We start from the raw sequence: 208 nt of genomic DNA on the forward strand, positions 1-208 counted from the left end.
AGAGCGATGGCTTGCGCAAGCTCTTGTTTAGATTCTTCTTGAGCAGCCAAAACCTCTTGATAAGAAGTTTTGAGCAGATCCATTTCTTGCTCAAGATGAGTGATGTGGGCTTCTTTAGTTTGGAGGTCGGAAGCCAAATATTCAAATTCTTCCTGAAGTAAAAAAGCTTCTTGCTCTTTCTCTTTATGCAGAGCGATGGCTTGCGCAA

General features: G+C 42.3%; 1 protein-coding gene. It reads right to left on the reverse strand.

Annotated elements, in window-relative coordinates; translation table 11 throughout:
* The coding region (locus AOM43_RS09490; protein ID WP_152618864.1) for a hypothetical protein at positions 1-208 on the reverse strand (208 nt) is incomplete at both ends.

It is taken from the genome of Parachlamydia acanthamoebae (assembly GCF_000875975.1).
Taxonomy (GTDB): Bacteria; Chlamydiota; Chlamydiia; order Chlamydiales; family Parachlamydiaceae; genus Parachlamydia; species Parachlamydia acanthamoebae.